This window comes from Cellulomonas uda, assembly GCF_006538705.1.
GTDB lineage: Bacteria > Actinomycetota > Actinomycetes > Actinomycetales > Cellulomonadaceae > Cellulomonas > Cellulomonas uda.
In genome coordinates, this window is the sequence record NZ_BJLP01000014.1 from 25,816 (window position 1) to 49,124 (window position 23,309).

General features: G+C 74.4%; 21 protein-coding genes. 12 read left to right on the forward strand and 9 right to left on the reverse strand.

What is annotated here, in order from left to right:
• Positions 1-163 precede the first annotated feature (163 nt).
• Entirely contained in the window at positions 164-589 is a 426-nt protein-coding gene (locus CUD01_RS05575; protein ID WP_141319387.1) for a response regulator transcription factor, read from the forward strand.
• Positions 586-1,629, forward strand: coding sequence for an anthranilate phosphoribosyltransferase (gene trpD / locus CUD01_RS05580; RefSeq protein WP_141319389.1), 1,044 nt, complete (start codon positions 586-588; stop codon positions 1,627-1,629). Before CUD01_RS05575 ends, trpD begins: the two co-directional genes overlap by 4 nt.
• Before the next feature lie 37 nt (positions 1,630-1,666).
• Here trpD and CUD01_RS05585 read toward each other — a convergent pair whose 3' ends face one another.
• Positions 1,667-1,948: an Lrp/AsnC family transcriptional regulator gene (locus tag CUD01_RS05585; RefSeq protein ID WP_094180219.1), complete on the reverse strand. Its 282-nt coding sequence runs from the start codon at positions 1,946-1,948 to the stop codon at positions 1,667-1,669.
• Positions 1,949-1,971: 23 nt separating this feature from the next.
• Positions 1,972-3,882: a DEDD exonuclease domain-containing protein gene (locus tag CUD01_RS05590; RefSeq protein WP_141319391.1), complete on the reverse strand. Its 1,911-nt coding sequence runs from the start codon at positions 3,880-3,882 to the stop codon at positions 1,972-1,974.
• A 130-nt stretch (positions 3,883-4,012) separates the two neighbouring features.
• Here CUD01_RS05590 and CUD01_RS05595 point away from each other — a divergent pair, with 130 nt between their 5' ends.
• Positions 4,013-5,380 carry an NYN domain-containing protein gene (locus tag CUD01_RS05595; protein ID WP_141319393.1) on the forward strand — a complete coding sequence of 456 codons (1,368 nt, stop codon included), beginning with the start codon at positions 4,013-4,015 and terminating at the stop codon, positions 5,378-5,380.
• A gap of 70 nt (positions 5,381-5,450) precedes the next feature.
• Positions 5,451-5,684 carry a hypothetical protein gene (locus tag CUD01_RS05600; protein WP_094180216.1) on the forward strand — a complete coding sequence of 78 codons (234 nt, stop codon included), beginning with the start codon at positions 5,451-5,453 and terminating at the stop codon, positions 5,682-5,684.
• A 130-nt stretch (positions 5,685-5,814) separates the two neighbouring features.
• Here CUD01_RS05600 and CUD01_RS05605 read toward each other — a convergent pair whose 3' ends face one another.
• Complete coding sequence (locus CUD01_RS05605; RefSeq protein ID WP_141319395.1) at positions 5,815-7,638, reverse strand: AMP-dependent synthetase/ligase; 1,824 nt, start codon at positions 7,636-7,638, stop codon at positions 5,815-5,817.
• 258 nt (positions 7,639-7,896) lie between these two features.
• On the opposite strand from CUD01_RS05605, the gene CUD01_RS05610 reads away from it, so the two are divergent.
• Positions 7,897-8,841 carry an ROK family glucokinase gene (locus CUD01_RS05610; protein ID WP_094180214.1) on the forward strand — a complete coding sequence of 315 codons (945 nt, stop codon included), beginning with the start codon at positions 7,897-7,899 and terminating at the stop codon, positions 8,839-8,841.
• A 16-nt stretch (positions 8,842-8,857) separates the two neighbouring features.
• Here CUD01_RS05610 and CUD01_RS05615 read toward each other — a convergent pair whose 3' ends face one another.
• A complete protein-coding gene (locus CUD01_RS05615; RefSeq protein ID WP_141319397.1) occupies positions 8,858-9,490 on the reverse strand; it encodes a hypothetical protein in 633 nt (210 codons plus the stop codon).
• Positions 9,491-9,605: 115 nt separating this feature from the next.
• On the opposite strand from CUD01_RS05615, the gene CUD01_RS05620 reads away from it, so the two are divergent.
• The 3 genes from CUD01_RS05620 (at position 9,606) to CUD01_RS05630 (ending at position 13,142) form a co-directional block, all read left to right on the forward strand.
• Complete coding sequence (locus tag CUD01_RS05620) at positions 9,606-10,391, forward strand: lysophospholipid acyltransferase family protein (RefSeq protein WP_141319432.1); 786 nt, start codon at positions 9,606-9,608, stop codon at positions 10,389-10,391.
• Between the two features lie 181 nt (positions 10,392-10,572).
• Positions 10,573-11,793, forward strand: coding sequence for a pyrophosphate--fructose-6-phosphate 1-phosphotransferase (locus CUD01_RS05625; protein ID WP_141319399.1), 1,221 nt, complete (start codon positions 10,573-10,575; stop codon positions 11,791-11,793).
• A complete protein-coding gene (locus CUD01_RS05630; protein WP_094180210.1) occupies positions 11,790-13,142 on the forward strand; it encodes a class II 3-deoxy-7-phosphoheptulonate synthase in 1,353 nt (450 codons plus the stop codon). The genes CUD01_RS05625 and CUD01_RS05630 overlap by 4 nt, the downstream gene beginning before the upstream one ends.
• Positions 13,143-13,227: 85 nt before the next feature.
• On the opposite strand, the gene pknB is transcribed toward CUD01_RS05630, so the two are convergent.
• Positions 13,228-15,237 (reverse strand): Stk1 family PASTA domain-containing Ser/Thr kinase, encoded by a 2,010-nt coding sequence (gene pknB / locus CUD01_RS05635; RefSeq protein WP_094180209.1) that lies wholly within the window; start codon positions 15,235-15,237, stop codon positions 13,228-13,230.
• A 124-nt stretch (positions 15,238-15,361) separates the two neighbouring features.
• Positions 15,362-16,561 carry a LysM peptidoglycan-binding domain-containing protein gene (locus tag CUD01_RS05640; protein WP_094180208.1) on the reverse strand — a complete coding sequence of 400 codons (1,200 nt, stop codon included), beginning with the start codon at positions 16,559-16,561 and terminating at the stop codon, positions 15,362-15,364.
• A gap of 167 nt (positions 16,562-16,728) precedes the next feature.
• Here CUD01_RS05640 and CUD01_RS05645 point away from each other — a divergent pair, with 167 nt between their 5' ends.
• Positions 16,729-17,133, forward strand: a complete 405-nt coding sequence (locus tag CUD01_RS05645; protein ID WP_232514677.1) for an Rv2175c family DNA-binding protein — start codon at positions 16,729-16,731, stop codon at positions 17,131-17,133.
• A gap of 65 nt (positions 17,134-17,198) precedes the next feature.
• Here the strand turns inward: CUD01_RS05645 and CUD01_RS05650 are convergent, their stop codons facing one another.
• Complete coding sequence (locus tag CUD01_RS05650; protein WP_244937675.1) at positions 17,199-18,350, reverse strand: polyprenyl synthetase family protein; 1,152 nt, start codon at positions 18,348-18,350, stop codon at positions 17,199-17,201.
• A gap of 9 nt (positions 18,351-18,359) precedes the next feature.
• Positions 18,360-18,881: a hypothetical protein gene (locus tag CUD01_RS05655; protein ID WP_141319401.1), complete on the reverse strand. Its 522-nt coding sequence runs from the start codon at positions 18,879-18,881 to the stop codon at positions 18,360-18,362.
• A gap of 109 nt (positions 18,882-18,990) precedes the next feature.
• Here CUD01_RS05655 and CUD01_RS05660 point away from each other — a divergent pair, with 109 nt between their 5' ends.
• The 3 genes from CUD01_RS05660 (at position 18,991) to CUD01_RS16985 (ending at position 22,726) form a co-directional block, all read left to right on the forward strand.
• The gene (locus CUD01_RS05660) at positions 18,991-20,244 is read left to right on the forward strand and encodes a DUF4192 domain-containing protein (RefSeq protein WP_166771997.1); all 1,254 of its coding nucleotides are present in this window, start codon (positions 18,991-18,993) and stop codon (positions 20,242-20,244) included.
• A gap of 122 nt (positions 20,245-20,366) precedes the next feature.
• Positions 20,367-20,759, forward strand: coding sequence for a universal stress protein (locus CUD01_RS05665; protein ID WP_141319403.1), 393 nt, complete (start codon positions 20,367-20,369; stop codon positions 20,757-20,759).
• Positions 20,760-21,130: 371 nt separating this feature from the next.
• Positions 21,131-22,726, forward strand: coding sequence for an RNA polymerase sigma factor (locus CUD01_RS16985; protein WP_094180205.1), 1,596 nt, complete (start codon positions 21,131-21,133; stop codon positions 22,724-22,726).
• A 299-nt stretch (positions 22,727-23,025) separates the two neighbouring features.
• Here the strand turns inward: CUD01_RS16985 and CUD01_RS05675 are convergent, their stop codons facing one another.
• The gene (locus tag CUD01_RS05675) at positions 23,026-23,274 is read right to left on the reverse strand and encodes a DUF7455 domain-containing protein (protein WP_094182202.1); all 249 of its coding nucleotides are present in this window, start codon (positions 23,272-23,274) and stop codon (positions 23,026-23,028) included.
• Between the last annotated feature and the right edge of the window lie 35 nt (positions 23,275-23,309).

The window sequence follows — 23,309 nt, forward strand, 5'->3', positions numbered from 1 at the left end:
GCTGCGCGCGTCCCGTGCGGACCCGGTGAACAGGCGGCGACGGGGTCTCGCGAGGACCTGCGGGCCGGTCCGGGCGCCCGCCGCCCCGCCGGGGTCGTCGTGTCCCGCGTCACGCCGTGCCAAGATGCGTTCGACGCACGTCGACGACGAGTGAGGAAGCACCATGAGCACCGCCCAGGACCAGGCCGCCGCGACCCCCGGACCGCGGATCGTCCTCTACAGCGACGACGTGGACGTGCGCGCCCAGGTGCGGCTCGCGCTCGGTCCGCGCCTGCAGCACGGGGCCCCTGCTATCGACTGGGTCGAGACCGCGACCCCCGCGGCGGTCGTCGCCGCGACCGAGGCCGGCGGCGTCGACCTGCTCGTGCTCGACGGCGAGGCCGACAAGCTCGGCGGCATGGGTCTGGGTCGCCAGCTGAAGGAGGAGGTCTACCGCTGCCCTCCGGTGCTGGTGCTGACCGGCCGCCCGCAGGACGCGTGGCTCGCGTCGTGGTCGAACGCCGACGCGACCGTCAGCCGGCCCCTCGACCCGCTGGAGCTGCACCGCACGGTCGTCGAGCTGCTCGCCGCGCAGGCCGTCGCCGGATGAGCCCCGCCGCCACGTGGCCGGACCTCCTGACGGGTCTCGTCGCCGGTCAGGACCTCACCGCGCAGCAGGCGTCATGGGCGATGGACGAGATCATGCGCGGCGAGGCGTCGCCGGTGCAGATCGCGGGGTTCCTCGTGGGCCTGCGGGCCAAGGGTGAGACCGTCGACGAGCTCACCGGGCTCGCCGAGACCATGCTCGCGCACGCCCACCGCATCGAGGTGCCCGGCCGGACGGTCGACATCGTCGGCACGGGCGGCGACCGCGCGCACACCGTCAACATCTCGACGATGGCGTCCCTCGCCATCGCGGGCACGGGGCTGCGCGTCGTCAAGCACGGCAACCGGGCCGCGTCGTCCTCGTCGGGCTCCGCGGACGTCCTCGAGCAGCTCGGGATCCGCCTGGACCACACGCCCGAGCGCGTCGCGCAGATCGCGGCCGAGGCGGGCATCACGTTCTGCTTCGCGCAGGTGTTCCACCCGTCCTTCCGGCACACCGCCGTGGCGCGCGCCGGTCTGGGCATCGCCACGGCTTTCAACTTCCTCGGTCCGCTGACGAACCCGGCGCAGCCACCGGCGGCCGCGATCGGCGTCGGGGACGGGCGGATGGGGCCGCTCATCGCGGGCGTGCTCGCGCGCCGCGGCGTCAGCGCGCTCGTGTTCCGCGGCGAGGACGGCCTCGACGAGATCGCCCCGACGGCCCCGACCCGCATCTGGCACGTGTCCGACGGTGAGGTTGTCGAGCACGTCGTCGACTGGGCTGACCTCGGGGTCGCGCGCGTCGAGCTGGCGGAGCTGCGCGGCGCCGACGCGGGCTACAACGCCGGCGTCGCCCGGGCACTGCTCGACGGCGCGCCGGGACCGGTGCGCGAGACCGTGCTGCTCAACGCGGCGGCCGCGCTCGTCGCGGACGGCACGCTGCCCGGGACGGGCGAGGGCACGCTCCTCGAGCGTCTGGCCGCGGGCGTGGAGCACGCACGCGCGTCCGTCGACTCGGGGGCCGCGCGCGAGTCGCTGGAGCGCTGGCGGCGCGCGAGCGCCTGATCTCGCGGCAGACGCGGCCGGGGAGCGCCGGGCGACGTCAGTCCTCGAGCCCCAGCGCGAACGCCTGGTCGAGGTCGTGCTGGCTGTAGGTGCGGAACGCGATGTAGGTCTGCGTGCGCAGCACACCCTCGACCTTGCTCACCCTGTCGGCGATGACGTCGGCGAGGTCGTCGTGCTCGCGCACGCGGACGAGGGCGATGAGGTCCACCTCGCCGGTCACCGAGTAGACCTCGCTGACGCCGCGGATGTCGGCGATCTGCGAGGCGACCTCGGGGATCCGGGCGGCGTCGGTCTCGATGAGGACGATGGCGGTCAGCATGGCGCCATCATGCCGCGCACCGGTCAGGCCGTGCGCGGCATCACGCCCGGCGCGTCGGCCACCGCGCGTGCGAGGTCCACGGGCGTCGTGCCGTCGGCGGAGGGCCGCAGAGCGACCTCGGCGCTCGCCACGTCGTGGCCCGCGACCGCGGCGGCGTGCGCGGCGATCGCGGCCGCCGGCTCGACGTCACCGAGCGCTGTGCGCACCGGGAGCGCCCAGACGCCCACGACGTCGACGATGCGGACGCCCGGACGCTCGAGCCAGTCGAGCACGAGGTCTGCCTCCTCGGGGTGCGCGGCTGCCGCCGGGGGCACAGGTACCGGGACGTGCTCGGCGGTGGCGCGCAGCGTCGCGATGGTGGGCCGCGGGTCCGTGGCGCGGTCGACGCGGGCCGTCGCGGCGAGCCGGCCGTGGCGGACCAGGACGATCTCCCAGCCCCCGTCGTCGCTGCGGCGCGCCGCGACCACCTCGGCACACCGCGCGACGGGGCCGACCCGCTGCGCGCGAGCGGCACCGCGCAGGAACGCGCCCAGCCGGTCGCGCACGGTGGCGGCCTCCTCGTAGCGCTGCTGCGCGACGAGCGCGTCGATCCGCTCGGCGTGCGCCCCGACGACGGGCGCGGGGTCGCCCAGCATGGCGGAGCGCACCCGGTCGGTGACCGCCGCGTACCCGGTGGCGTCCTGCCCGCCGACGCAGGGCGCACCGCACCGGCCCATGTCGGCGAGCGCGCACGCGGACGCGCCGGGGGTGGCGACGAGCGGCAGGCGGCGCGTGCACTGCCGCACCGGGAAGGACTCGTGCAGCGCCTCGAGCGCGAGCTGCGCGGACGACTGCGAGCCGAACGGGCCGATGTAGGCGGCGCCCGGCTCGTCGCGCACCTCGCGCACCACGGACAGGCGGGGGTACGGCTCGCTCGTCAGCCGGACCCACGGCATCCGCTCGGGGAACCGCGAGCGACGGTTGTAGCGCGGCGAGTGCTCGGCGATGAGCCGGAGCTCGCGCACGCGCGCCTCCAGCGGCGTCGCGCAGACCACGGGGTCGACGCGCTCGGCGATGCGCACCATCTCCTGGATGCGACCACGCTTCTCCGACGACGTGAAGTACGAGCGCACGCGCGTGCGCAACGACGTCGTCGAGGTCCCGACGTACAGGACCTCCTCGTTCGGGCCGCGGAACAGGTAGACACCGGGCGCGTCGGGCAGCCCGTCGGCGAGCGTGCGCTTGCGCCGGACCTCCTGGGGGACCGGGTCGGTCGCGGTCGCGAGATCCTCGAGGTGCGTGACGCCCAGCGGGCCGAGGCGTCCGAGCAGCGCGTGGAGCACGTCGACCGTCGCGCGCGCGTCCTCGAGCGCGCGGTGGTTCGGCGTCACCCGCGCGCCGAACAGTGCGGCGAGCGTCCCGAGCTTGTGGTTGGGGGCCTCGTCGCGGGTCACGACGCGGCGCGCGAGGCGCACCGTGTCGACGACCCGGTAGCCGGGCCACGGATGCCCCGTGCGCGCGGCCGCGGCCCGCAGGAACCCGACGTCGAACGGCGCGTTGTGCGCGACGAGGACGCTGCCGCGGGCGAACTCCAGGAACGAGGGCAGGACCTCCTCGACGGGCGGGGCTCCGACGAGCATCGACGACGTGATGCCGGTGAGGACCTGGATGAACGGGGGCACGGGGCCGCCGGGGTCCACCAGGGTCTGGAACTCGCCGAGCACCTCGCCGCCGCGCACCTTGACCGCACCGATCTCCGTGATGCCGCACTCCGCGGGCGTGCCGCCCGTCGTCTCGAGGTCGACGACCACGAACGTCACCTCGGAGAGCGGCGTGCCGATCTCGTCGAGCGCGAGCTGCACGGGCGCCGGCCCGCCCGCGCCCGGCGTCGCACCGGGTCCCGGCACCGGGTCCCCGACCCAGACGGGTCGCAGGCGGTGCAGGCTCGAGCGCATGTCCCGGACCGTACCCCCGCGCTCCGACACGCCCCGCCGGGCGTGCGTCGCGTGTCGCGTCCCGGTCGGCTCCCCCCGACGCGCCCGCGGACTGCGCGCGTGCCCCCGCGGAGCGGCCTAGGGTGACGCCATGGTGGTCGACGCGCAGGTCCCGGCGTCGCTGCGGGCCGAGCTCGTCGCGGTCGCCGCCCGCACGCTCGCGGGGTACGACCCGACCGCGGTCCCGGCGTCGCTGCGGCGCGTCGCGGCGTTCGCCCCGGCGAAGCGCGCGTCCGCGGGTGCCGTCCCGTTGTGGTCCGCGCTGGACGACGAGCACTTCCGCTCGCGCGCCGCGCGCACGTGGGCGGGTGAGCACCCGGACCTCGCGGCCGCGCTGGGCGCGCCCGCGAGACCCCACGAGCCGGACGACGAGCCCGGCGACCAGCCGGAACACGAGCCCGACGACGAGCCCGGCGACCAGCCGGAGCACGAGCCCGACCGTGAGCAGGACCGTGAGCCGCAGGGGCCGCCCGTCGCGGCCCCTGCGCCGTCCCTCGCTGCCGCGGCCGGGGCGTGGCTGCTGGGCGCCGACTGGCGCGCGCTGCTGCCGTCCACCGCGACCGCACCGCACCGCACCGGCCCCGCCACGCCGCCCGACGCGGCCGCGCGCGCCCGGGACGAGCTCGAACGCGTGCGTGCCGAGCGCGACGCCGCACTCGAGGAGCTGGCCACGCTGCGCAAGCAGGCGCGCAGGCTCCGCTCGGACGCCGACCGCGCGCGTGCGGAGGGACGTCGCGCGCTCGAGCAGGCCGCCGAGGAGCTCGCGCAGGCCCGTGCCGCGCGTGACGAGGCGGCGACCGCGCTCGAGGTGGCGGGTGACGAGCGACGAGCGGCCGACGCGGAGCGGACCGCGGCGCGCGCCGAGCTGCGGGTGGCCCGCAAGCTCGCCGACGCGCGCGTGCGGCTGCTGCTGGACACGATCGTCGACGCGGCGAGCGGGTTGCGCACCGAGCTGGCGCTCCCACCGGCGAGCGAGCTGCCCGCGGACCTCGTCGCACCGGCGCAGGAGGCTGCCCCCGCGCGGCTGGGGTCGCGCGGGCGGCACGTCGACGACCCCGGGCTGCTCGACGAGCTGCTGCGGCAGCCGCGCGCGCACCTCGTCGTGGATGGTTACAACGTCACGAAGACGGGGTACGCCGAGCTCACGCTGGAGCGGCAGCGACGCATGCTCGTCGACGGCCTCGCGGGCCTCGCGACGCGCACCGGGGCGGAGGTCACGTGCTGCTTCGACGGTCGCCCGACGCCGCTCGCACCGGGCACGCTCGCCCACGGCGTGCGGGTGCGGTTCTCGGTGGGGGAGATCGCCGACGACCTCATCCGTCGGCTGGTGCAGGCCGAGCCGACCGGACGTGTGGTGGTCGTCGTCACGAGCGACCAGGAGGTGGCGCGCGACGTCGAGGCGCGGGGTGCGTACGTGGTGCCGTCGGCCACGCTCGTCGCACGGCTGCGGCACGCCTGAGCGACCGGCGCCACGCGCGGGCGCCAGGCGTGTCCCGGGCGTGTCGGAGGTCGGCCCTAGCGTCCGGCTCATGATCATCGACTGCGAGGGGTGCACCGCCCGCCCGGCCGCCTGCGCCGACTGCGTCGTCACGTTCGTCCTCGAGGTGCCCCGCCGGCGCGGCGCCGAGCGCACCGGCGGTGGGGACGCGGCCGCGCGGGTCGGCCCGCCGGCGTTCGAGCTCGACGAGGCGGAGCGGGCGGCCCTGGGCACGTTGTCCGACCTGCGGCTGGTGCCGCCGCTGCGCATGGCCGAGGGCGGCTGACGCGCGAGGCAGGACGACGGGTGCGACGACGAGGGTTGCGACGACGACGGTCGCGACGACGACGGGCGGGCGGGAGATCCGTGGGACCTCGCCGCCCGCCCGTCGTCAGTGCACCCGACGCGCGGCGCGGTCAGCCGACGTCGTGCCCGCCGGTCGTCGGGTCGTACAGCGCCTCGACGTCCGCCGCGAAGTCCTTGAGGACGACCGCGCGCTTCACGCTGAGCTTCGGCGTGAGGTACCCGTTCGCGATGGTGAGGTCGGTGTCGAGGATGCGGTAGCGGCGGATCGACTCGGCACGCGAGACGGCCTTGTTCGCGCGTGCGACGGCCTTGTCGATCGAGGCGAGGACGTCGGGGTCCTGCGCGGCCTCCTCGAGCGTGAGGGCGGGCTTGCCGTGCGCGGTCAGCCAGCCGGGGACGCCCTCGGGGTCGAGCGTGACGAGCGCCCCGATGTAGGCGCGCTGGTCGCCCACGACGACGACCTGGCTGATCAGCGGGTGCCCACGCAGCCGGTCCTCGAGCACCGCGGGCGCGACGTTCTTGCCGCCGGCGGTCACGATGATCTCCTTCTTGCGGCCCGTGATGGCCAGGAAGCCCTCGTCGTCGAGCGAGCCGAGGCCGCCGGTGCGGAACCAGCCGTCCGAGAGGGACTCCGTGGTCGCCGCCTCGTTGGCGTGGTAGGCGCGGAACACCTGGATGCCCTTGACCTCGACCTCGCCGTCGTCGGCGATGCGCACGGACGTGCCGGGCAGCGGCACGCCGACGGTCCCGATCTTCGTCCGGGAGGGCAGGTTGACCGTGGCGGGCGCGGTCGTCTCGGTGAGGCCGTAGCCCTCGAGGACGTTGAGCCCCACGCCCCGGTAGAAGTGCCCGAGCCGCTCGCCGAGCGGGGCGCCCCCCGAGATCGCCCACCGTGCCTGCCCGCCGAGCAGCGCCCGGATCTTGTGCAGGACGAGCACGTCGGCGACCTTGTGCTGCAGGCGCAGCCACGGGCTGGGGCCCTTGGGGTCGTCGAGCGCACGCGAGTAGACGATCGAGGTCTTGGCGGCGCGCTGGAAGATCGCGGCCTTGCCGCCCGCGGCGGCCTTCTGCTCGGCGCCGTTGTAGACCTTCTCGAACACGCGGGGGACCGCGAGCACGAACGTCGGCCGGAAGCTGCCGAGGTCCTCGAGCAGCGTGCGCGTGTCGGACGAGTGGCCGAGCACCGCGCCCGCGGGGATGCACAGCACGTGGATGAACCGCGCGAACACGTGCGCCATGGGGAGGAACAGCAGCGTGCGCGCGCCCGGGTCGGAGACGACCTCTTTGAGCCCCTCGACCGCGTTGACGGTGAGCTCGTAGAAGTTGCCGTGCGTCAGCTCGACGCCCTTGGGGCGACCGGTCGTGCCCGAGGTGTAGATCACGGTCGCGACGCTCGACAGCTCGGCGGACGACCGGCGGCGCGCGACCTCGTCGTCGGCGACCTGGGCACCCGCGGCGACCAGCGTCTCGATCGCGCCCGCGTCGATCGTCAGCACCTCGCGGAGCCCGGGCGCCTCGGCGCGGACCTCGTCGACCGTCGCCGCGTTCGCCTCGTTCTCGACGACGAGCACGCTGACGTCGGCGTCCGTGAGGATCCAGGACACCTGCTCGGCCGACGACGTCTCGTAGATCGGCACCGGGATGGCGCCGGCCGCCCAGATCGCCCAGTCGAGCAGCGTCCACTCGTAGCGGGTGCGCGACATGATGCCGACGCGGTCGCCCGGTTCGACGCCCTTGGCGACCAGGCCCTTCGCGACGGCCACGATCTCGGCGTCGAGCTCGCGTGCGGTGATCGGGATCCAGGGGCCGCTCTGCTCCGTCTTGTGCTCGACGACGACGCCGTCCGGGTCCGCGGCGAGGCGCTCGGCGAACAGGTCGTTGAGGTTGCGGTCAGGCGCGATCTCGACGAGCAGAGGTGTGCTGAACTCGACCATTCTGGCTCCATTGGCAGTGGCGACGGGTCCGACGAGGATACGGGACGTCCGTCCAGGTGGTCGGCCTCCGGCGCGCGTTAGCCTCACGAGGTCGCCCGGACGGACTCACGCACGACCCCCCGCGGGTTGGCGCTAGCGTGGGGGCGCCGGGGATGCGCCGTCAACGCGTCCGCCGAGGCCTCGCAGCACGCGGCCGCACACCACCGACCACGGCTCCTGCCGTGGCCGCAGCACACACTCATCGGGAGCACGAGACGCATGCACGCCATCGGGGTGGACATCGGCGGGACGAAGATCGCCGTCGGTGTGGTCGACGACGAGGGTCGGATCCTGGCGCAGACGCGACGTGACACCGAGCCCGACGACGTCGCGAGCATCGACGCGGCGATCGCGGACGCGTACGCCGAGCTCGCGGTCGAGCACAAGGTCGGCGCGATCGGTCTCGCCGCTGCGGGCTTCGTCGCGGCGGACCGCTCGGGTGTGCTGTTCGCGCCGAACATCGCGTGGCGTGACTACCCGCTGCGGGACCGGATCGCCGCGCTCGTCGAGGACAAGGTCGAGATCGTCGTCGAGAACGACGCGAACGCCGCGGGCTGGGCCGAGTTCCGGTTCGGCGCGGCGCGCGACGTGGACGACATGCTGACCCTGACGATCGGCACGGGCCTCGGCGGTGCGGTGGTCTCCAACGGCGCGCTGGTGCGTGGCTTCGCGGGTGTCGCGGCCGAGGTCGGCCACATGCGGGTCGTGCCCGGCGGCCACTACTGCGGCTGCGGGCACGAGGGCTGCTGGGAGCAGTACGCGTCCGGCAGCGCGCTGGTGCGCGACGCGCAGGCGGCCGCGGTCGCCCACCCGGACCGCGCGACCCGCATCCTGGAGCTCGCCGGCGGTTCGGCCGAGAAGATCGTCGGCCCGCACGTGACGCAGGCGGCGCAGGAGGGCGACGAGCTCGCGGTGCACCTGCTCGCGGAGCTCGGCCGGTGGGTGGGGGAGGGCGCGGCGTCCGTCGCGGCGCTGCTCGACCCCGCGATGATCGTGATCGGCGGCGGCGTGGCCGCGGCCGGGGACCTCGTCCTCGAGCCGGCACGCAAGGGGTTCGCGGACCAGCTCTCGGCGCGCGGGCACCGTCCGGAGGCGACCATCGTCGTCGCGTCCATGGGCAACGACGCGGGCATCGTCGGCGCGGCCGACCTCGCCCGCCTCTGACGCCGGTCCGGGGCGGCTAGACGACCGCCCCGTCGTCGTCCTGGCGCTCGCGGCGCTGCGGCATCCGCCACACCAGCACCGCGACGCCCAGGACGAACACGATGCACGCCGCCTGGGCGAGCGCGGCGGGGGCGTCGCGCCACGCGATGAGGATGACGAGCAGGAGCAGGGGCATGCCGGCCGCCGCGAACCAGGCCATCGTGAGGAGCGGGTCCCCGCCGAGCACGGGGCCCGGGTCGGGCGGGACGAAGCCGTCCTGCGAGTCGAGGTCGTCCTCGGCCTCGTCGTACTGCGAGGTGCCGTCCCAGTCGCGTCCGCTGGCGGAGGCGAGCGGGTCGCGCGGCGTGTCTGGGCCCGCAGCGGGGCGGACGACACGCGCGGCGTCGAACGGCGAGTCGACGCCCGGTGCCACCGGGAAGTCGAGGCCGCCCCGGGCCGCGCTCTCCGCCGCGGTCTCGACGTCGCCGAGCTGCGCGACGATGCTCGCCCAGTCGTCGTCGGCGACGGGGGCGTCCGGGTCCGGCCCCGCGGTGCGGCCCGTCGCGTCGTCGTCGGAGGGGTGCGCGGGCGTCCCGTCGGGACGCGCGTCCGCATGTTCGTCGGGTCGCTCGTCGGGTCGCTCGTCGGGTCGGTCGGAGCGAGCAGCCATGAGAGCACTCTAGAGTCGGTCCAGCGGTCCTGGCGGTCCGCACGGGCGGCCGAGGGTCGTCCGGCGGCGGGTGCCGCCGACGGTGCAGGAAGGTGAACCCTTGTTCTACTGGTTGATGAAGCGGGTCTTCGTGGGTCCGTTGCTGCACCTGGTGTACCGGCCGTGGATCCGGGGCGAGCAGAACATCCCCAGCCAGGGCGCGGCGATCCTGGCGAGCAACCACCTCGCGGTGATCGACTCGTTCTTCCTCCCGCTGATGCTGGACCGCGAGCTCGTGTTCATCGGCAAGCAGGAGTACTTCTCGGGCCGCGGCGTCAAAGGCCGGCTGACCGCGGGCTTCATGCGCGGCGTCGGGACGATCCCCGTGGACCGCGGTGGCGGCAAGGCCTCGGAGGCCGCCCTGCGCACCGGCCTGCGCCGCCTCGAGGAGGGCGACCTGTTCGGGATCTACCCGGAGGGCACACGCAGCCCCGACGGCCGGCTGTACCGCGGCAAGACGGGCGTCGCGCGCCTCGCGCTCGAGTCGGGGGCGCCGGTCATCCCCGTCGCCATGATCGGCACGAACGTCGCGCAGCCGCTCGGGCGCACGATCCCCAAGATCATGCGCATCGGCATGGTCGTGGGCGAGCCGCTCGACTTCTCGCGCTACAAGGGCATGGAGAACGACCGCTTCATCCTGCGGTCGGTCACCGACGAGATCATGTACGCGATCATGAGCCTGTCCGGGCAGGAGTACGTCGACGTGTACGCGGCCACGCAGAAGGCGCGCATCGCGGCCGGCGTGGCCGACGCGCAGCCCGCGGACACCGAGCCGCGCACCGCGGCCCCGGGCGGTCGCCCCGCGCCCGACGTCCAGGTTCCGGTCCCCCCGAAGGACGAGGGCGAGCCGTCAGTAGGATGAGCCGGACGTCCGTCGTGCACGGTCGTCGTCGAGCCGCGGGACGTGCCCGCGAGCCCGGCCCCGAGTACAGCCGATAGTCCCGCCGTCCCCCGTAGAAGGTCCCGGTCGCGCCGTGCGGCCGCGGCCTAGGGTCGCGGCGTTCCCGCAGGGTCGTCCTGCAGCTCAACGGAAGGTGCCTGTCATGTCGGTCCGTCGCGTCGCCCTCCTCACCGCGGGTGGCTTCGCCCCGTGCCTCTCGTCCGCCGTCGGTGGGCTCATCGAGCGCTACACCGAGATCGCGCCCGACGTCGAGATCATCGCGTACGAGCACGGGTACTACGGGCTGCTGCGGGGCGACAAGATCGTCGTCGACGCCGAGACCCGCAAGAACGCCGGCATCCTGCACCGCTTCGGTGGCTCGCCGATCGGCAACTCGCGCGTCAAGCTGACGAACGCGAAGGACTGCGTCAAGCGCGGCCTCGTCGCCGAGGGCCAGGACCCGCTGCAGGTCGCGGCCGAGCAGCTCAAGGCGGACGGCGTCGACGTGCTCCACACGATCGGTGGCGACGACACCAACACGACCGCGGCGGACCTCGCCGCCTACCTCGCGGACAACGGCTACGGCCTGACCGTCGTGGGCCTGCCCAAGACGATCGACAACGACGTGGTGCCGATCCGTCAGTCGCTGGGCGCCTGGACCGCCGCCGAGGAGGCCGCGGGCTTCGCGGCGAACATCATCGGCGAGCACCGCAGCGGCCCCCGCATGCTCATCGTGCACGAGGTCATGGGCCGGCACTGCGGCTGGCTGACCGCGGCCGCCGCGGTCGAGTACCGCAAGTGGCTCGACCAGCAGCAGTGGGTCCCCGGCATCGGCCTGACGCGTGAGCGCTGGGACGTCCACGCCGTCTTCGTGCCCGAGCTCGCGATCGACATCGACGCCGAGGCGGAGCGCCTCAAGGCCGTCATGGACACGCAGGGCAACGTCAACATCTTCCTGTCGGAGGGTGCGGGCATGCACGAGATCGTCGAGCAGCTCACGGCCGCGGGCACGCCCCCGGAGCGGGACCCGTTCGGCCACGTCAAGCTCGACACGATCAACCCGGGCCAGTGGTTCGCGAAGCAGTTCGCGGAGAAGCTCGGCGCCGAGAAGGTCATGGTCCAGAAGTCGGGCTACTACTCGCGCGCCGCTGCGGCGAACGCCGAGGACCTGCGCCTCATCAAGTCGATGACGGACCTCGCGGTCGAGTGCGCCCTGCGCGGCGAGGCCGGTGTGATCGGGCACGACGAGGAGCGCGGCGACGTGCTGCGCGCGATCGAGTTCCCGCGCATCGCGGGCGGCAAGGCGTTCGACGTGTCGCAGCCCTGGTTCGGTGAGCTGCTGGCGGACATCGGCCAGCCCCTGGTCCCGGCGAGTCACGAGTGAGCGTCACCCCCGACCCCACGGTCGTCGAGGGGCTCGACGCGTGGCGCTCACTGCCCGTCGTGCAGCAACCGGTCTGGCCCGACGCGGACGCGCTGACGCGCGCGACCGACAAGCTCGCGTCGCTCCCGCCGCTCGTGTTCGCGGGCGAGGCCGACGCGCTGCGCGCCCAGCTCGCGGCCGCGGGCCGGGGTGAGGCGTTCGTCCTCGTCGGGGGCGACTGCGCCGAGACGTTCGCCGAGGCGACCGCCGACAACATCCGCAACAAGATCAAGACGATCCTGCAGATGGCGGTCGTGCTGACGTACGGCGCGAGCATGCCGGTCGTGAAGATCGGGCGCATGGCGGGCCAGTACGCCAAGCCGCGCTCGTCGGACACGGAGACACGCGACGGGGTGACGCTGCCGGCGTTCCGCGGCGACATCGTCAACGGGTTCGACTTCACGCCCGAGGCGCGCACGCCGGACCCGCAGCGGTTGCTCGAGGCGTACCACACGTCCGCCGCGACGCTGAACCTCATCCGTGCGTTCACGACGGGCGGCTTCGCGTCGCTCCTGCGGGTGCACGAGTGGAACCGCGGCTTCACCAAGACCCCCGCATACGCGCGGTACGAGGTGCTGGCCGCGGAGATCGACCGCGCCATCCGGTTCATGGCGGCGTGCGGCGCCGACTTCGACCAGCTGCGCACGGTCGACTTCTACTCCAGCCACGAGGGGCTGCTGCTCGACTACGAGCGGCCGCTCACGCGGATCGACTCGCGCACGGGCCTGCCATACGACTGCTCGGCCCACTTCGTGTGGATCGGCGAGCGCACGCGTCAGCTCGACGGGGCGCACGTCGACTTCTTCTCGCGCCTGCAGAACCCGATCGGTGTGAAGCTCGGCCCGACCGCCTCGGCGGACGACGCGCTCGCTCTGCTCGACAAGCTCAACCCGACCGGTGAGGCCGGCCGGATCACGTTCGTGACCCGTATGGGTGCGGGTAAGGTCCGTGACCTGCTGCCGGGCCTCGTCGAGAAGGTCGCGGCCGACGGGCGCCCGGTCACCTGGGTGTGCGACCCGATGCACGGCAACGGGATCACGTCCGCGACCGGGTACAAGACGCGCCGGTTCACGGACGTCATGGACGAGGTCGCGGGGTTCTTCGAGGTGCACCGCGCGCTCGGCACCGTGCCCGGCGGCCTGCTCATCGAGCTCACCGGTGACGACGTGACCGAGGTGCTCGGCGGTTCGGTCGAGATCGACGACGAGCGGCTCGCGGAGCGGTACGAGACCCTCGTGGACCCGCGTCTGAACCACCAGCAGTCGCTGGAGCTGGCGTTCCAGGTGGGCGAGCTGCTGCGCTCGGCCTGACACGTGCGCTGACCACGTGCGCTGAGCTGCGCGCGTGCGACGGAGGGTCGGGTCCGCTCTCGGGCGGTCCGACCCTCCGTCGTCGTCAGGTGATCGTGAGGACGACGACCGTGCCCTTGGGGTGCATCGACCCGCCCCCGGGCTCCTGACCGACCACGAACCCGAGGCCGAAGTACGTCGCGGCGTGCCTGACCTCGACCTCGAAGCCGGCGGCCTTGAGCGTGTCCGTCGCCGACCCGATGCCGTTGCGCATGACGTCCGGCACCTTGAACAGCTCGGGTCCCTTCGACACGACGAGCGTCACGGTGTCGCCCCGGTGCCCCCGGGTGCCGCCCTCGGGCGACTGCCGGATCACGACGCCGGCCTTGACGTCGGAGCTGAACTCCTCGGTCGTGCGGACCTTGAGGCCGTCGCCCTTGAGCTGCTTCGCGGCCGCGTCGGCGGCGGCGCCGACCTGGGAGGTGACGGTCACGGGCGCAGGACCCTTGGAGGTGGTCAGCGTCACGACGGTGTGCCGGATCGTGCGCTCACCGGCCTTCGCCGGGGTGCCGTCGGGGAGCTCGGCCGCGACGACGACGCCCAGCCCCGCCTTGTCGTCGTAGACCGGGTCGGCGTACTCGACCTCGAGGTCCGCCGCCACGAGCGCGGCCTCGGCGTCCGCCTGGAGCGTGCCGACGACCCCGTCCGGGACGTCCACGTAGTCGGGTCCCTTGGAGAGGGTGACCTCGACCGTCCCGTCCTTGCGGACCTTGTCGCCCGGCGCGGGATCGCTCGTGACGACGAGGCCCTTGGCGACGTCGCTCGAGAACTCGGAGGTGGTCGTGGACTCGAGCCCGACGGCGGTGAGCGCGGCACGCGCGGCCTCGGCGCTCGATCCCGCGATCTCGGGCACGGTCGTGTAGGCGCCGGGCCCGGCCACCACGTACCACCAGCCCGCGCCCCCGAGCCCGAGCGCCACGAGCAGGGCGAGCACCGCGGCGAGCAGCCGGCGACGCGGTCGACGAGCGGGAGCGGGCGCGGCGGCGGCCGGCGCGATCGCGCGAGGTCCGGAGCCGCCGGTGCCCAGCCCGATCGGGAGCGCGACCGTCGAGCCGCGCGGCAGGTCCTCGATGCGGACGGTCGAGCCGTCGTCGCCGGGGACCGCGTCCGCGCCGTCGGGCAGGGGCGTCTCGTCGGGGTCCGTCGCGGCGGGGAGCACGATCGACGGGGCGACGTCCGCGCGGCGCGAGAGCGTGGCGTCGTCGAGCTCACCGCGGGCGCGGCGCAGGAGGCCGACCGCGGCGGCCGCGTCGACCGGCCGGTCGTCGGGATCGCGTGCGGCGAGCGCGCGGACCAGGTCGTCGACCTCGACGGGGAGCCACTCGAGGTCGTCGGACGGTGCGGGCACGTCGCTGTTGACGTGCTGGTAGGCGACCTGGATGGGCGTCTCGCCGACGAAGGGCTGGCGGCCCGTGAGCATCTCGAACAGCAGGATCCCGCAGGCGTAGACGTCGGTGCGGGCGTCGCTCGCGCCGCGCACGACGAGCTCGGGCGCGAGGTACGCGACCGTGCCCAGGACCGTTCCCGTGGTGGTCGAGGTGACCTCGGTGACGGCGCGTGCCAGCCCGAAGTCGGCGAGCTTGATGCGACCGTCCGTGGCCAGCAGCACGTTCTCGGGCTTGATGTCCCGGTGGACGAGGTCGCCCCGGTGCGCCGCGGCGAGCGCGTCCAGCACCGACTCGGTGATGCGCAGCGCCTCGGAGACGGTGAGCGCACCCTGCTCCGCGAGGCGTCGGCGCAGGTTGGACCCGTCGACGTACTCCATCGTGAGGTAGCTGGTCTCGCCGTCGACGCCCTGGTCGTACACCGCGACGAGGCCGGGGTGGGTGAGGCGTGCGGCGGCTCGCGCCTCGCGCCGGAACCGCGCGACGAAGTCCGCCCCGGAGCCGCCCTCCGCGAGGTGGGGGTGCATGACCTTGAGCGCCACGTCACGGTCGAGCCGTCGGTCCACCGCGAGGTAGACGGTCGCCATGCCGCCGCGCGCGATCCGGGAGACGACCTCGTACCGGCCGTCGACCAGACGGCCGACGAGCGGATCGGTGACGGCGGTTCCCACGCGGCGAGTCTACGTTCGGCGGGCGCTCGGCCCGGGTATTGGGGCGAGCGTCACGCGCGCGTCGCCCGGCCCGGAGCCCGGCGTCACCGCGTCCCTCACGGGTCCCCGACCGGTGCGTCGCCGGTCAGCGGAAGCGGGTCATGAGGGTCTGGACGTTCGCGGCGTAGCGACGCGTGTCCGAGAACATGCCGTACTTCCGCACCGAGGCCGCGCCCTGGTAGTAGCCGGCGATCGCGCTGGGCAGGTCCGGCGACATGCGCACGAGCGCACGCAGGATGACGACACCCGCGGTGACGTTGTCGTCGGGGTCCAGCAGGTCGAGCTGACGCCCGACGATGCTCGACGCCCAGTCGCCCGAGCTCGGGATCACCTGCATGGTGCCGATCGCGTTGGCAGGGGAGACGGCCGTGTGGTTGAACCCGGACTCCTGGAACGCGATGGCCTGCGCGAGCGCCGGGTCGAGGCCGTAGGCCCGTGCGGTCGCGGCGACCTTCGCCTGCATCTGCGCCGTCGAGGGGACGCCGGCGGCGAGCAGCGCGCGCTTGTTGGCGTTGGCGGCGTCGACGACGTCACGCGCGTAGGTGCGGCCCTCGAACGTCGAGCCGACGAGCGGGCGTCCCGTCGAGGGGGCAGGCGTCGACGAGGCGGCGCCGCCGAGGCGCAGCGTCTGCCCGACCCGGATCATGGCGTTCGCGCCGAGGCCGTTGGCGGAGACGATGGCGGAGACGCTCGTGCCGAACCGCGCCGCCACGCCGGAGACGGTGTCGCCGGCGCGGACGGTGTAGGTCCGCCCCGGGGCGGTCGTGCGTGCCTGCGGCGCGGTGCTGCCGCTGCCGGGGATCGTCAGGGTCTGGCCCTCGATGATGAGGCCGTCGGCGCGCAGGCGGTTGGCCGCGATGATCGCCCGGACGCTCGTGCCGGTCCGCGCGGCGATGCCCGACACGGTCTCACCCGCGCGCACGACGTGCCGCGCCACGGGCGCCTGCGCCGGGGTGCTCGTCGGGCGCGCGGCCGAGCGGGACGACGTGGTCGGGATCGTCAACACCTGCCCGGCGCGGATGCGCGAGGGGTCGGCGAGGGCGTTGGCGCGCGTGATCGCGGCGATGCTCGCGCCGGTGCGGGTGGCGATGTGGCTCACGGTGTCGCCGTCGCGCACGGTGTAGGAGTCGTCCGCGTGCGCGGCTCCGGAGGTGGAGACCGAGATCGCGACGAGCGCGAGCGTGGCACCCGTCCCGCTCGCGGCCCGGCGTGCGGTCCGCCGACGACCGTCGCGCTCGGCGCGGGCGGTCTGCGAACGGCGTGCGGCTGCGGTGCTCGAGGCCATGACGCCCCCCTGAACGGTGTGACACGAGTCAAGACGCGTGACTGGTGTGGCTGATGTGACAGAAGTGAAACTAGCCGACACGCCCGGAGGAGGAAACCCCGAGCCCCGCGCGCCACCCGGACGGCGGGTGCGCGGCGACGGCCCGGACGCTGCGTAGTCTGGGCACCGTGAGCGAGACCCTGGACCCGCACGCGGCTGCTGCCGACGCCCTCGTCGACTCCTGGTTGACCCTGCCCGACGTCGCCGAGCGCGTCGGCCTCGACGTCGGCAAGGTCCGGCGCCTGCTGCAGGAGCGCAAGCTCGTCGGCATGCGCCGGGGCGAGCCCCGCGTCCTGTCGGTGCCGGAGCGTTTCCTGGTGCCCGGTCACCAGGGCGCCGGCGCGACCGGCGAGTGGGCCGCGCTGCCGTGGCTCCAGGGCACGCTGACGGTGCTCGCCGACGCGGGCTTCTCCGACGAGGAGGCGATCGTCTGGCTCTTCACGCCGGACGACTCCCTGCCCGGCGCGCCGATCGACGCGCTGCGGGCAGGCCAGAAGACCGAGGTCCGACGCCGCGCCCAGGCCGAGCTCTAGCTCCCGCCCGCCGGCGCGTCCACCGCGACCGGGGCCTCCGCGACGCGGTGACCGTCAGGTAACGGTCAGGCGCGCCGGTCGACCGCCGCGTGCGCGAGCCGCGTCAGCACGTCCGCGGCGGGCGCGGGCCAGGGCTGCTCGGCGAGCAGCGAGAGGGCCTCGTGCGCCAGGTCGTCGATCAGTCGCTCGACCTCGTCCACGGCACCCGTCGCGCGGATCGCCCGCGCCACGCGCGCGACCTGCGCGTCGTCGAGCGTGCGGTCGCCGAGGCTCGCGCCGAGCAGGTCACCCGTCGCGGCGTCGCCACGCTCGCGTGCTCGCCGCGCCGCACGCGCGACGAGAACCGTGCGCTTGCCCTCGCGCACGTCGTCACCCGCCGGCTTCCCCGTCGTCGCGGGGTCGCCGAACACGCCCAGCACGTCGTCCCGGAGCTGGAACGCCTCGCCCAGCGGGAGCCCGACGGCCCGCACCGTCGCGAGCGCGTCGTCGTCCGCGTCCGCCAGGGCAGCCCCCAGCGAGAGCGGGTGCTCGACGCTGTACCGCGCCGACTTGGCCCGGATGACCTCGCGAGCCCGTCGCTCGTCGGCGGCCGGGTCTCGACCCCACGGCTGGGACTGCGCGAGCACGTCGAGGTACTGGCCCACCGTGACCTCGGTGCGCATGAGGTCGAACACGGCCCGGGCCCGCTGCTGGCGCGCGAGGGGCAGCGGCTCGAGCGCGCGCGCGAACTCCTGCTCGCTCGCGACGAGCGCGAGGTCGCCCAGGAGGATCGCCGCGGAGGTGCCGAACCGGACGGCGTCGCCGTGCAGGCCCTGCTCGACGTGGAGGTCCGCGAACGCGCGGTGCGCGGCGGGCAGGCCGCGGCGCGTGTCGGAGTCGTCCATGACGTCGTCGTGGAACAGCGCCGCCGCCTGGAACAGCTCCAGGGCCGCGCCCACGCGCAGGACCGCCGCGGCGTCCGGTCCGTCCGGCTCGCCGCCGTGCGCGCGCCAGGACCACCAGCAGAACGCCGCGCGCAGGCGCTTGCCGCCCGACAGCATCCTCTCGACCGCGTCGGCGAGGAGGTCGGCCTCCGGGCTGATCGCCGCGAGCGTGCCGCGCAGCTGCGTGACGTGCTCCGCCAGCAGCGCGTCGACCCCGCCGCGGACGTCCTCGAGGTCGACGAGCGTGCGCACGTCGGACGTGGACTCGGACGAGGGGTCGGTGTGGCGGGTCACCACGGCAGCCTAGGGGACCACCACGCGGCCGCCGAGCGTGAGCGTGCGGACACCGTCACGGTCGAGGACCGCGACGGTGAGGACCTCGCCGGACCTGCGCGCGAACGTCGACTCCGCCGCGACCCCCGCCGGCGGCGTCGCGACCGGTGCCTCCGTGAAGCCGGCGTCCGTGAGCGCGCGCCGCAGGTCCGTCATGAGCGTGGTGGCCTCGACCGCCGTGCGCAGGTTGAGGCTGAGGGTCGTGGTCCCGCCGTCGGCGTCGACCTCGGCGGACGACACGAGGATCTGCGCGTCGGCAGGCAGCGGCACCAGGTCCGCAGGGAAGCCGTCGGCGAGCTCGCCGACGGCCGCGTGCTCGTCGTCCGGCGTGTCGAACGTCGCCTCGGCGGTGACAGCGGGCTCGGCGAGCAGGGAGTGCTCGTCCGCCTCCTGCGACGGGTCCAGCCGCGCGGGCTGCGAGCTCGTGCAGCCGCTGACGGCGAGCAGCGCGGCGACCGCCAGGGCGGCGACGCGTGATGTGGTCCGGAGCACCGCGACAGCGTAGCCGCGACCCGACCCCAGGCCGCCGGGCCGCCCGCACGTTCCACAGGCCGGGGGAGCGGCGCCCCGCGTGCCCCCCCGCGTGCGGTGTGCTGCGGCCATGACGGCGACCACGACGCTGCGGGTGAACGAGCCCCGCGAGATCCTCTCCCTGCTCCCGTACCGGCTCGGCTTCCGGCCGCGCGACAGCGCGGTCGCGGTCAGCCTGCGCGCACCGCGCGGACGCGTCGGCGTGGTGATGCGTGTCGACCTGCCCGCGCTCGCCGACCCGGACGTGGGGGCGCAGGTCGCGCGGGCGACGGTGGCCGTCATGGGCCGCGACCGAGCGCAGGGCACGATCCTCGTCGTCTACACCGACGCCGACCCGCGGCTGGCCGACGACGACGAGGCGCGCGCGCTGGCGCGTGCGGTCATGCACTACCGCGAGGCGGCGGACGCCCCGCTCGGCGAGGTCGCCGTGTGGGTGGTGACGTCGACCGGCTACCTGTCCTACGACTGCGCGCGCTCGTGCTGCCCGCCGGGTGGCCGCCCGCTGCGCGAGCTCGAGTCGACGCAGGTCTCGGCGCGCATGGTGCTCGAGGGTGCCACCGTCGCGAGCTCGCGCGACGACCTCGTGCGCATCCCGCTGGCGGATCCGCAGCGTCGGCGCGTCGTCGCCCGCGCCCGCCAACGGTGGGAGCGACGCGCCGCGCAGGCGCAGACCGACGGGCCGGCCGCGTGCGAGCACTGGCGGCTCGGGGCGGTGGCCGCGTGGCGGTCGGCGGTCGACCTCGTCGCGGGACGCGCGCCGGCGGGGACGCCCGCGCCGTGGGGTCGGCTGGAGGCCGGGCTCCAGGACCGCCGGGTGCGGGACGCGGTGCTCGCCTCGTTCGTGCCCGGTGTCGGCGACCTGCCGGAGCGCAGCGTGCGGGGCGAGCGGCCCAGCGTCTCGGTGGACGCGGCGATGCAGCAGGTGACCGCGCGGATCGTGCGCTCGGACGCGGCGCTGCCCCCGCCCGAGACGCTCGTCCGGCTGCACGAGGAGACGCTCGAGGCGCTCGTCGCGCACGGGCGACGTGACGCGCAGGCCCCCGCGCTGTCCCTGCTCGCGCTCCTCGCGTGGTGGCGCGGTGACGGGGCGCGCGCGCAGATCCTGCTCGACCGTGCCCTGCGCGACGACCCGGGCTACCGGCTCGCGGCGCTGCTGGCATCCGCGCTCTCGGCGGGGCTCGGCCCGGGCTGGACGCGTGACGACGTGCCGGAGGACGCGGGCACGCCCGACGACGTGCCGGGTCCCGACGCCGGCGTCGACGGTGGGATCGACGACGGCCGCGCGGACCACGCGCCCGACCCTCGGGACGTCCCGCCGAGGTAGCGGCGCGCGGGTGCGGCACGCCGGTGCGAGGTGCGACGCGCCACGCCACGCGCGTCGCCGCAGGTGGAGCCACGGGCCGCGCGGCGGTACGGTCCTCGCACGGGCGTCGAAAGGAGCTCAGCATGGGCATCGTGGTCGGCTACCTGGCGACGCCGGAGGGTCGCGCCGCCCTGGACGCGGCGGTCCAGGAGGCGAACATCCGTGGTCGTAGCGTGGTGGTCGTCGTGAGCTCGCGTGCCGACGAGCCCGCGGAGCAGCGCGCGCTGGTCGAGTCGGAGCTCGCGAGCGTCGCGGCGAACCTCACGTCACAGGGTGTGCCGCACGAGGTGCGGCTGCTCGACGGCGGGGACGTCGCGGACGACCTCATCGCGACGGCGGAGGAGACCGGGGCGGAGCTGGTGGTGCTCGGCCTGCGGCAGCGCAGCCCCGTGGGCAAGCTGATCCTCGGGGCCAACGCCCAGCGCGTGCTGTTCGACGCCCCCTGCCCCGTCCTGACGGTCAAGCCCAAGCACTGACGCGTCAGGGGCTTCGGGTCCCAGACGTCGCGGGGGCCTCGGTCCGTCGCGCTCGGTGCGCCCGTTCGGGTGATCGGCGGCACGTCTTCCCGGGCCGGGAATCCTCCGGGCCGTCCGTGCGTTGGGTGGGGGTGGAGGTCCCGGCGTCGCCACCGACCGGCCGCGTGAGAGGACTCCACCTGCGTGCCGCGCGCGCCGACGACGGTCCGACCGCTCGTCCCCCCGCGGCGCCAACGAGGCTCCCGCCGAGAACTCCACCCGGTCGTCGCGCACACGTGTGCGCAGGACGACTCTGCGGTGGCGTCGGCTCGGTACAATATCCGTCTACCACCCGGCCTCGTCGCCGGTGTCGTGCTGCCGAAAGGTCGTTCGTGTCGTCCCAGACCCCGCATCCCGCACTCCCTCGTGAGTTCGAGCACCCTGCGCTGCAGGACCTCGTGGTCAGGGGCCGTACCCACGGCTCCGTCGGAGCCGCCGAGGTCCGCTCGGCGTGCGAGCAGGCCGGCGTCGAGGACGCCAAGCGGCTCAAGGCCGTCGTCCGGGGCCTGGCCACGGCGGGCGTCACGGTGAGTGACGCGGCCGCTCCGCGGGTCGCCGCTGCGACCAGCGCCAAGACCCGCACCACCGCGAAGGCGGCGGTCGCCGCCGCGCCCGCGACGAAGTCGGCATCGAAGGCCGTCAAGGCGGTCGCGACCGCCGACGACGACGAGCCGGCTGCGAAGCCAGCCGCGAAGCCGGCGGGCAAGGCGGCCGCCAAGCCTGCGGCGAAGGGCGGCGCGAAGACGACCGCCAAGGGCGCGAAGTCCGCGGCCAAGGGCACCGACGACGACGCGCCGGCCGAGGACGACGAGGACGTCGAGATCGAGGAGATCGACGAGGCGGAGCTCGAGGTCGAGGCCGACGCCGAGCCGGACGCCGAGGCGACCGACGAGGACGCCGAGGAGGAGAAGCCCGCCGCACCGGCGGCCAAGGCCACCGAGGAGTCCGAGGACTCGGGCTTCGTCTACTCCGACGCGGACGACGACGACGCACCCGCGCAGCAGGTCGTCACCGCGGGTGCCACGGCCGACCCGGTCAAGGACTACCTCAAGCAGATCGGCAAGGTCGCGCTGCTGAACGCCGAGCAGGAGGTCGAGCTCGCCAAGCGCATCGAGGCCGGCCTGTTCGCGGAGGAGCGCCTCGGCTCGGGCGTGTCGATGGAGCCCAAGCTGCGGCGCGAGCTCGAGTGGATCGCGGGCGACGGTCGCCGCGCCAAGAACCACCTGCTCGAGGCGAACCTGCGCCTCGTCGTCTCGCTCGCCAAGCGGTACACGGGCCGCGGCATGCTCTTCCTGGACCTGATCCAGGAGGGCAACCTCGGTCTGATCCGTGCGGTCGAGAAGTTCGACTACACCAAGGGCTACAAGTTCTCGACCTACGCGACGTGGTGGATCCGCCAGGCGATCACGCGTGCGATGGCCGACCAGGCGCGCACCATCCGCATCCCCGTGCACATGGTCGAGGTCATCAACAAGCTCGCCCGCGTGCAGCGCCAGATGCTCCAGGACCTGGGCCGCGAGCCCACGCCGGAGGAGCTGGCCAAGGAGCTGGACATGACGCCCGAGAAGGTCGTCGAGGTCCAGAAGTACGGCCGCGAGCCGATCTCGCTGCACACGCCTCTCGGCGAGGACGGCGACAGCGAGTTCGGTGACCTCATCGAGGACTCCGAGGCCGTCGTGCCCGCGGACGCCGTGAGCTTCACGCTCCTGCAGGAGCAGCTGCACCAGGTCCTCGACACGCTCAGCGAGCGCGAGGCGGGCGTCGTGTCGATGCGCTTCGGCCTGACCGACGGCCAGCCCAAGACGCTCGACGAGATCGGCAAGGTCTACGGCGTGACGCGTGAGCGGATCCGTCAGATCGAGTCCAAGACGATGTCCAAGCTGCGCCACCCGTCGCGCTCGCAGGTCCTGCGCGACTACCTGGACTGACGCGTCGGCCCGTCGGCCCTCAGGGCCGTCGCACCGCACGCACGCCGAACGAGCCCCCGCACCAGTCCGGTGCGGGGGCTCGTGCCGTCACGGGTCGTGCCGTCACGGGTCATTCCCTCACAGGTCGTGCCGGGCTGCGAGACGCTCATGTGCCGACCGGGGCGCGCGACGGGCGGGCGGCCGGACACGGGCGTGCGACACGAGGGGTGGACGACGACGAGGCCCGGACCTTCGCGGTCCGGGCCTCGTCGTCGAGACAGTCGTCGAGAGCGCTCGTCGAGCGGGTCGACGAGAACGCGTCAGCGCACTGCGCCGGCGCCGTGCTCCTCGAGAAGTCGGTCGGTCTCGTCGTGCACCTCGGTCGCCAGCTCGGCGAACTTCGGGGCGTGCTCGCGCGCGTGGTGCGCGCAGAACAGCAGCTCGCCCACGGGGAGCACGACGCGGACATAGGCCTGTGCACCGCACCGGTCGCAGCGGTCGGCGGCGGTGAGCTGGGGGGTCGTCGTCGCTGTCACATCCCCATACAACCATCCGGGCGCTGGATCCATCCCCTCGAGGGCGGGTGGTTCGCTCACCGCGTACC